This is a genomic window from Gilliamella sp. Gris1-4 (genome assembly GCF_001690335.1).
GTDB lineage: Bacteria > Pseudomonadota > Gammaproteobacteria > Enterobacterales > Orbaceae > Gilliamella > Gilliamella apicola_P.
Genome location: NZ_LZHA01000035.1, coordinates 1 through 475, shown reverse-complemented (window position 1 = coordinate 475; position 475 = coordinate 1). Strand labels below are relative to the sequence as shown.

General features: G+C 40.0%; 1 pseudogene. It reads left to right on the top strand.

Annotated elements, in window-relative coordinates:
- Nucleotides 1–291 (top strand): annotated as a pseudogene (locus A9G31_RS11765) (hypothetical protein); the annotation flags it as partial.
- Nucleotides 292–475 lie beyond the last annotated feature (184 nt).

Below are 475 nucleotides of genomic sequence, written 5' to 3'. Positions count from 1 at the left end.
AACAACGGTGCGAAGAATAGTGCCGATTTTGATAACAAAGATGATTTAAATAGTAACGGCGGTTTGGATAACAATGGCGATTTTAATAACCACTTGGATATCGACGATAATTTTGCCGAATATATGGCCGATGATGTGACCGAAGATGTTGTCGAAGAATCCGCCGACGGCATCGCCAGTAAAGACCCCGATGACGGCGTCGATTTCGCTACGCGAAATGACTTCGATGATGAAAATAACTGTGGCGACCTACTTTGGCTACCGTGCGAATCAATAAGATTTAGGGCATAGGTTTGGCAGGCCAGATGCCAGATGCCAGATGCCAACCATGGTAATGCATTTTTATTTCCTTGCCAAATAATTTCTTGTTTTTTATCAATTTCTCTATCCGTTTGCTTTATTTTTGAACGATTTCCTGCTTGAATAAGCTCAAAAATTATAACTTGATGATAAATAATCCGCCACTTTTTTTGTT